Origin of the sequence: Burkholderia sp. E168m23 (assembly GCF_016586125.1) — a bacterium.
Lineage (GTDB): Bacteria > Pseudomonadota > Gammaproteobacteria > Burkholderiales > Burkholderiaceae > Burkholderia > Burkholderia orbicola.
Genome location: NZ_BCPP01000294.1, coordinates 1 through 7,102, shown reverse-complemented (window position 1 = coordinate 7,102; position 7,102 = coordinate 1). Strand labels below are relative to the sequence as shown.

The window sequence follows — 7,102 nt, the reverse complement described above, 5'->3', positions numbered from 1 at the left end:
CGTCGACGTGTCGGCCGATTTCGCGAAGTGCATTCAGGAAGTCAGACCGACGTCCTATATGGCGCCGCCGCGCTTCTATCAGAAGTTCGCGACCCAGATCATCAACCACGTGAACGGCAGCAGCGAAGCCGAGCGGAGAAACTACACGCTCGCGCTCGGCATCGCGCGGGAAGTGCTGGCCGATCGCCAGGATGCAGGCACGGGCGACCCGTTCAAGGAACAGCTCTACGCCATCTGCCGTGAGCACGTGTTCAAGCCGTTGCTGGCCAGAATCGGCTTCGACGATTTGCGCTATCCGTACACGGCCTCCGCTCCGGTGCCGCCCGAGGTCGTCACGCTGTTTCAGTTGTGGGGCGTCAACCTGAAAGAGAATTACGGGCAAACGGAGATGGTCGGCGGCAACCTCGCGCAGGTGACCGACTGGTCGAGGCCCGGCAACTCCGGCGTCCCGCTCGACGACCCCGCCTGGGAAACCCGCGTGTTGCCGGACGGCGAAATGATCGTTCGGGGGCCGGGGCTGTTCATCGGCTACTGGAACAAGGAAGCCGAAACGAAGGCCGCGCTGCGGGACGGCTGGCTGTACACCGGCGATATCGTCGACGTCGGCGCGGACGGGTCGTACAAGCTGATCGATCGAAAGAAGGAGCTCATCAATACGGCCGCCGGCAAATCGATCAGCCCGGTGCAGGTCGAAAACGAACTGCGCCAGAGTCCGTACATTACCGAGGCACTCGTGATCGGCGAAGGGCGCAAGTATCTGACGGCGTTGATCGAAGTCGACGGCACGCTCGCCATGGACTGGGCCAGGACGCACGACCCGTCGGTCACGCAGTACGCCGATCTGGCCAGTTCGCAGCCCGTTATCGACCTGATCCGTGAAGAAGTGGAAAAGGCAAATGCGAGGTTGGCGCGCGCGGAGCAGATCAAGGCGTTCAGGATATTCCCCGAGGAACTCACACCGGAAAACGGCGTGATGACCGCCACGCGCAAGAAACGCCGCAAGGCATTGATGGCACGCTACGCGCACATTATTGCCGGCCTTTACGACGATGCCGAAGAGCAGTTGATCAAGGAGCAGCTCGTCGGTTCAGGGACAGCAGCGTCCGTTCACCGGCAATAGGAATCGCCGGCAGCGCAATTGGCCACGAGAACCCGTCGACGGTGCGGCGTGGGTGATGAACGGTGCAACGCCACGGGTACTTCACCACGCATGCTTCATGCAAGGACCCGTGGCGCGCCGCCACGAAGCCGCACCGCCGTTCCGTCCACCGAGAGAGGTACCGCCGTGATAGCACTTTCCCCCGACCGCACGACCTTCCGCGAAGCCATGTCCCGTATCGGCGCAGCGGTGAATATCATCACCACCACGACACCTTCCGGCGATGTCGGCATGACGGTGTCCGCGGTGTGCTCCGTCACCGACGATCCTGCTACGGTGCTCGTTTGCATAGACCGGTCCAGCCGTCAATATGGACACTTCAGCAAGGCGGGCATCATCTGCGTCAACGTTCTTTCCCATGAGCACGAGATGCTTGCACCGATCTTCGCGGGCAAGGGCGATGTCCAGATGACCGAGCGCTTCACGTACGGCGAGTGGATCCGTCTCGTCACGGGTGCGCCGGTGCTGGCCACAGCGGCCGCGAGTCTCGACTGCACGGTGGACCGGAGCATCGACATCGGCACACATACGGTCTTTTTCTGCGCCGTGCAGGCGCTACATCTCGGCTCCGCGTGTACGGGCCTCGTCTATCACGGGCGCGCTTATCATCGGCTGCCGCAGCAGCATGCGTGACACGGCGCGGCCGTTCCCCAGCGACCACAAGGCCAGGCCGATTGTTGCCGTTCGAAGTTTCTGCTGACAGTGTCCGCCGATACTGCTGATGGGTGCGTTTGCGGTGGCGTAGTCAGCAAAGGACGAGAGCTACACCGGGACGATGGAAGTCGATGGTGGGCTGCCCCGGCGTTATACAAATAGCCGGTCTTCCGATGTAGAGCGATGACCTGGTGTAGGCGTTCATTATTAGCGCTAGCCGTGTTCAGAAACGTTGCTAGCGGAAATTCTCAAAGAAGCCTCGGCGAACAGGGACTTTTTGAAGCTTTCTGGCGGCTGCTTAGCCGTTGCGTTTCTGCAACGGAAACTTGGCCAATGTTCACTAACGTTGCTAGCACGTTGCACGTGTTCTTTAATACTGCTAGCGCACGTGTCGCGTGGATTGATAGGGATCCATATGGCTTCGATCGAAGAGCGGGCCGCTCGAGCAGCGAAGATTGCGTCCGTGCTTCGACCGCTTGGCAACGGCGTGCTTTCCCGACAGCAGGCTGAACGAGCAGCACAGCTATTAGGCGTTCACTGCACCACCGTATATCGCCTGCGTCGACGTTTCCTCGCAGATCCGGTCGCCAGCACATTAGAGCCAAGGCAGCCGGGTAGGGCGACCGGGGGCAGACTGGACGCCGCCGTCGAATGCGTCATCGACGAGGCCGTGCACGAATGGCTCCCTGATCAGCGACACCTTGCGCATCCTGCAACTGATCTTGTACTTGAGGTGAAACGTCGCTGCAGCGTTGCAGGTCTATCGCCTCCAAGCAGGTCAACAATTGCTCGACGGTGGCTCTCCTATCGCGAGCAGGATGCTTTGGCACGAGCTGCGCTCCCGAACGCTGCAGTTGCCCCTGGCACATTCCAGGTCCGACATCCGTTAGATATCATGCAGGTTGATCACACGCAAGCGGACATCCTGCTCGTTAGCGAACTGGACGGACAGATTATCGGTCGACCGTGGCTGTCTGTGGCTCTCGACGTTGCTACGAGATGTGTGCTTGGCTTTTATGTCGCAATGGAGAGGCCGGGGGCTGCGACGGTAAGCTTGCTCCTCTCGCGCGTAGTTCTGCGCAAAGAGCCGTGGCTCGAAAGACTAGGCGTTGAGGCTGACTGGCCGATGCGCGGTATCCCTCGAACGCTGCATCTTGATAACGCGGCCGAATTCAAAAGCCGTGCCCTTCGCAGTGGATGCCGCGAGTACGGCATTGAACTGATGTACCGACCGGTGGGCAAGCCGCACTTTGGTGGCCACATCGAGCGGCTGAACAGGACCTTGATGGAGCGCGTACGTGGCCTCCCTGGTTCGACTGGATCGTCAGTCAAAGGGCGCAAGGCGCGCCAGGCCGAAAAGACAGCTTCGCTTACGTTGAAGCAGTTCGAGCAGTGGCTGGCTGTCGAGATCGGTAGGCGTTATCACTGCGGCCCCCACCGCGGTTTGTTGGGACTTCAGCCCGCGCAAAAGTGGCAGGAAACATGGCGAGCAGCGGATTCACGATGCTTGCCAGCTCAACCGGATGCCGAACTGAAGTTTCTGATCCGGTTCCTGCCAGTCGCATCCCGGACCATTCAGCGGGACGGCCTCAAGCTCTTCCTGATCCGCTATTGGCATCCCTTGTTCGCGGCATGGCGGGAAACACGCCGGTCCGTGACGGTCCGCTATCACCCAGAAGACCTCTCGCGCATCTTCGTAAGCGCTGGCAGAGGCAGTTTCGTTGAAGTGCGATACGCGGACTTGCGTCGGCCTCCCATCTCGCTGTTCGAACAGCGAGCAGCTTTGCGAGCTATCCGGGCTAGGGGACAACGGGCAGTATCGGAGAGGGAGATATTCGAGACTGTTGAGCAGCAGCGACAACTGGTCGTCACTTCCCAGCGGGCTACTCGAGCGCGACGCCGCATGGCACGTCAAGCTGGCGGTTTGGTTCCGAAGAGCAGCATCGAAGATCTCTCACTCACTGAACAGCGGCAGGTCGAGCAGGTAAACTACGACGCACCAGTTACCGCGTATGACGTTGAACAGTGGTAGGGGGCCAGCATGAAGCAAGATGATTTCGCGCATCTGCTACCCGCAGCAAGAGATCAGGTCCTACTCGGAAAAGAGGATCGCATAAAGAGTCTGCTACGTGACCGGTGGATCGACTATCCCCGAGCGACTGAAGCCTTACAGCTACTGCAGCGGCTCTATGACACGCCGAGACGTGAGCGCATGCCGTGTCTTCTGCTGCACGGCGACTCGAACATCGGGAAAACCAAGATAACGGCCAAGTTCAGGCGAGCGCACCCCAGCGAGTTCGACGAGAGAACCGGGGTAGAGCGGTGTCCGGTCGTGAGCGTACAGATGCCTCCCACCCCCGATCAGCACCGCTTTTACGCCGCCTTGCTCTTTGAGCTCGGTGCGCCACATAACCCCGCTGCAGGGCTTGCCACACTCGAGCGGCTCGCTCGCGACATCTTGCGGCGGATGTCGCCGCAGATGCTAATCGTAGACGAGGTCCATCACCTGCTCGCCGGAACCTACCGTGAGCAACGCGCCTCTTTGAACCTTCTAAAATACCGAGCCAACGACCTGCAGATTAGCATGGTCCTTGTCGGTACGCGCGATGCCGTTCTAGGGCTTCAGACCGATTCACAGATGATCAGCCGCTACAGACCATTCGAGATCCCAAGGTGGAGGGAAAGTGAAAGTCTTCGCAGGCTCATGGCTGCGTTCGAGAAAGTCTTGCCGCTACGAAAACCATCGAATCTGTCGCGACGTGAGATTGTCCAGCTCGTTCTCGAGATAAGCGGAGGGCTGACTGGCGCCATATCTACGATCCTCAACGAAGCAGCAGAGTTGGCGATCAGGAACGGTGACGAGTGCATCGATATCGCTCACCTAGAACGAGTTGCCCGCGCGTATGTCTGACACCCACCGGCCGTGGCCCATCGCACCTCGCCCCTTCCTGGAAGAGGCGTTTGGTAGCTGGTTGGGTCGAATCGCGGCGCGGTATCAGACGAGCGTAGACCTGATCTGGGAATCGGGCACAGGCGTAGCGATGCCTAGCCTGACCAAGGCCGGCTGGATCCTCTTTCCCCCAGTTCCATCCGCAACTCTGAGCCGTCTATCTCGCGTAGCGCGGCTCAACGATGGCATTCTGAGCATGATCCAGACGCCGCATGAGTGGGTCTTCGACCAGAAGTACTTGGTGTATTGCTTCAGATGTCTTGTTCTGAACGACGCCGATGTCACTGCATCACGGTGGAAGAGGGAGTGGCTCGATCCGTCAGCCGACTACTGCCGGGTGCACCACAGCCTGCTCGAGACTGTTCCGCAATCGATTTTCGCCAGAGCTCCGAATTTCGACGCCGCGCTGCGGGCGATATCACGTTATCGATGCCCACCGCTTAGGCTGAGCAAAACACTACGCTAGCAGTATTAGTGAACATTGCTAGCACTACTTTGGGCACGGCTAGCATTGATTGTGAACTGCTACACGAGCTGGCCGTGCCCGGCTTGCGCATCGGATTCAAATTCCGGTGGACCGCCCTCGGTGGTGGTGTAGCGACCGAGGCGAAAATCACGCAGCAAGCCCGCATGACGATCACGCCCGACCTGCCGCTGCCGTTTGACGCGCAAGCCGCCGCAAAGATCGGCGGATTGGTTATTGTGATCTCAGGCGCCTCTTGTCGTCATGCTCACTTTCGCACTGGGCGGCTGTTGAAATTCGGAGCGGTGACCTGGCCCACTCGATCAATCGCGCTGGCTGCGCGTTTTAGGTAGCATGCCGTGGAAGCAATGAAAAAGGGCTCCAACGGCATAAGCGATGGTCGCTTCACTGCCGCTGGAGCCCGTTCAGGGCCAGCCAGTTACTGGCCTGCGGCCAGTGCCTTAACCCTCTCGGTTGTTAGTGCGTTGCCGGCAATGCCCCAGTCACCGCTCTTTACTTCCTCAACGATAACCCAGGTAACGGGCCGCATGCTTTCGCCCTCGATCGACACCATGGCGTCGGTAAGGGTAGAAATGATCTTTTCCTTGTCGGCTGCGGAGAAAACGCCTTCGATGACTTTTACGTTAATGAGCGGCATAAGTGTTCCTTTGGTTCGTTTGAATTGATGCTGCTGTCTTGCCTTACGTCGGCTTGATTCAATGGTATTGCTTCACAATTGCATCTCGGATTCGTTCGAGGGACAGCCGAAGCTGCGCCCGCGGACACGCAAGATTGAGTCGCACTCTGCGGTCGCCGTTCTCGACGAACATCTCTCCGCCTTCCAGAACGACGCCTGATTTTTCAAGAAAGAAACGCGTGAGGTTGACTGAATCGTCGAAATAGGTCCGTAGGTCGATCCACGCCAGATAAGTCGCTTCCGGAACGCGAAATTTTGCTTTTGGCAAGTGATCGCTCAGAAAGTGTTGAGTCAGGGCGAAGTTCTCGTCCAGATACAGCCGCAGCGCATCCAACCACGGAGCGCCATCGCGGTACGCACCGATGGCGGCGGCGAGACTGAGCGGGTTCACGAACGGGTAGTGGCGCCGTTTCCATTCTGAGCGCAATTCCGGATCCGGGATGATGACGGTCGCGATCATCATTCCTGCCAGATTGAACGTCTTGCTAACGGCCATGCACGTGATGATGTCTGGGCTACCCGGGAACAACTTCGCCAACGGCGTGTGTGCATTTCCGGTTCTTAGCAAGTCGCAATGGATCTCGTCAGAAACAATCTTCACACCGTTTGCGATGCAGAGTTCACCCATTCGGCGCAGCTCGTCGCTTGTCCAGATCCGGCCGGTCGGATTGTGAGGGTGGCAGAGGAAAAAGAGCTTCACCGCCGGATCGCTAACTTTCGCTTCGAAGTCCTCAAAGTCGATCGAGTACTTGCCGTCGTCGGATGCGAGCATGCGTGACGTCACGAATTCGCGATCGCGCTGAAGCGCCGCGTGTTTGAAGTATCCATAGGCCGGCGTCAGACTAAGCACTTTGTCGCCGGGGCGGCACACATATTCTACGAGTGCGAAGAGGGCTGGTATGACGCCGAGTGAGACCTGCATTTCCTCGCGAGCGAAATGCCAGCTGTATCGTTGCGCACACCAGGAGTGGAAAGCCTGATAGAGCTGCTCGTCCAGGTCCGCCGTGTAGCCGAAGATGGGATGTTTGAGGCGCTCGGTAATGGCATCGATGGCGGCATCGGGGGCGGCGAATTGCATGTCGGCGACCCACATCGATATCAGCTCTTCTCTCGGCATCTCGAGTGCAAGTGCAGGTGCATCCGCTCCGAACAGATAATTCGCGAAACCTTCCTCCGCCA

The 7,102-nt window shown here is 59.0% G+C and carries 8 protein-coding genes; 6 read left to right on the top strand and 2 right to left on the bottom strand.

Features of this window, described 5'->3' with window-relative positions:
* The 6 genes from JMF90_RS16715 to JMF90_RS16690 form a co-directional block, all read left to right on the top strand.
* Positions 1-1,120 (top strand): AMP-binding protein (locus JMF90_RS16715; protein WP_201325240.1); only part of this gene is annotated, 1,120 nt, incomplete at its 5' end.
* 165 nt (positions 1,121-1,285) lie between these two features.
* Positions 1,286-1,792: a flavin reductase gene (locus JMF90_RS16710; protein ID WP_226113947.1), complete on the top strand. Its 507-nt coding sequence runs from the start codon at positions 1,286-1,288 to the stop codon at positions 1,790-1,792.
* Positions 1,793-2,708: 916 nt separating this feature from the next.
* Positions 2,709-3,845 (top strand): Mu transposase C-terminal domain-containing protein, encoded by a 1,137-nt coding sequence (locus JMF90_RS16705; protein WP_236593027.1) that lies wholly within the window; start codon positions 2,709-2,711, stop codon positions 3,843-3,845.
* A 9-nt stretch (positions 3,846-3,854) separates the two neighbouring features.
* Positions 3,855-4,724, top strand: coding sequence for a TniB family NTP-binding protein (locus tag JMF90_RS16700; RefSeq protein WP_011548525.1), 870 nt, complete (start codon positions 3,855-3,857; stop codon positions 4,722-4,724).
* On the top strand, positions 4,717-5,229 hold the full coding sequence (locus JMF90_RS16695) for a TniQ family protein (RefSeq protein ID WP_011548524.1): 513 nt from the start codon (positions 4,717-4,719) through the stop codon (positions 5,227-5,229). The genes JMF90_RS16700 and JMF90_RS16695 overlap by 8 nt, the downstream gene beginning before the upstream one ends.
* 74 nt (positions 5,230-5,303) lie before the next feature.
* Complete coding sequence (locus JMF90_RS16690; protein WP_236597993.1) at positions 5,304-5,579, top strand: hypothetical protein; 276 nt, start codon at positions 5,304-5,306, stop codon at positions 5,577-5,579.
* Positions 5,580-5,665: 86 nt separating this feature from the next.
* On the opposite strand, the gene JMF90_RS16685 is transcribed toward JMF90_RS16690, so the two are convergent.
* Complete coding sequence (locus tag JMF90_RS16685; RefSeq protein ID WP_011548522.1) at positions 5,666-5,884, bottom strand: 4-oxalocrotonate tautomerase family protein; 219 nt, start codon at positions 5,882-5,884, stop codon at positions 5,666-5,668.
* Between the two features lie 58 nt (positions 5,885-5,942).
* A partial coding sequence (locus JMF90_RS16680; RefSeq protein WP_201325239.1) for a MalY/PatB family protein occupies positions 5,943-7,102 on the bottom strand: 1,160 nt, incomplete at its 5' end.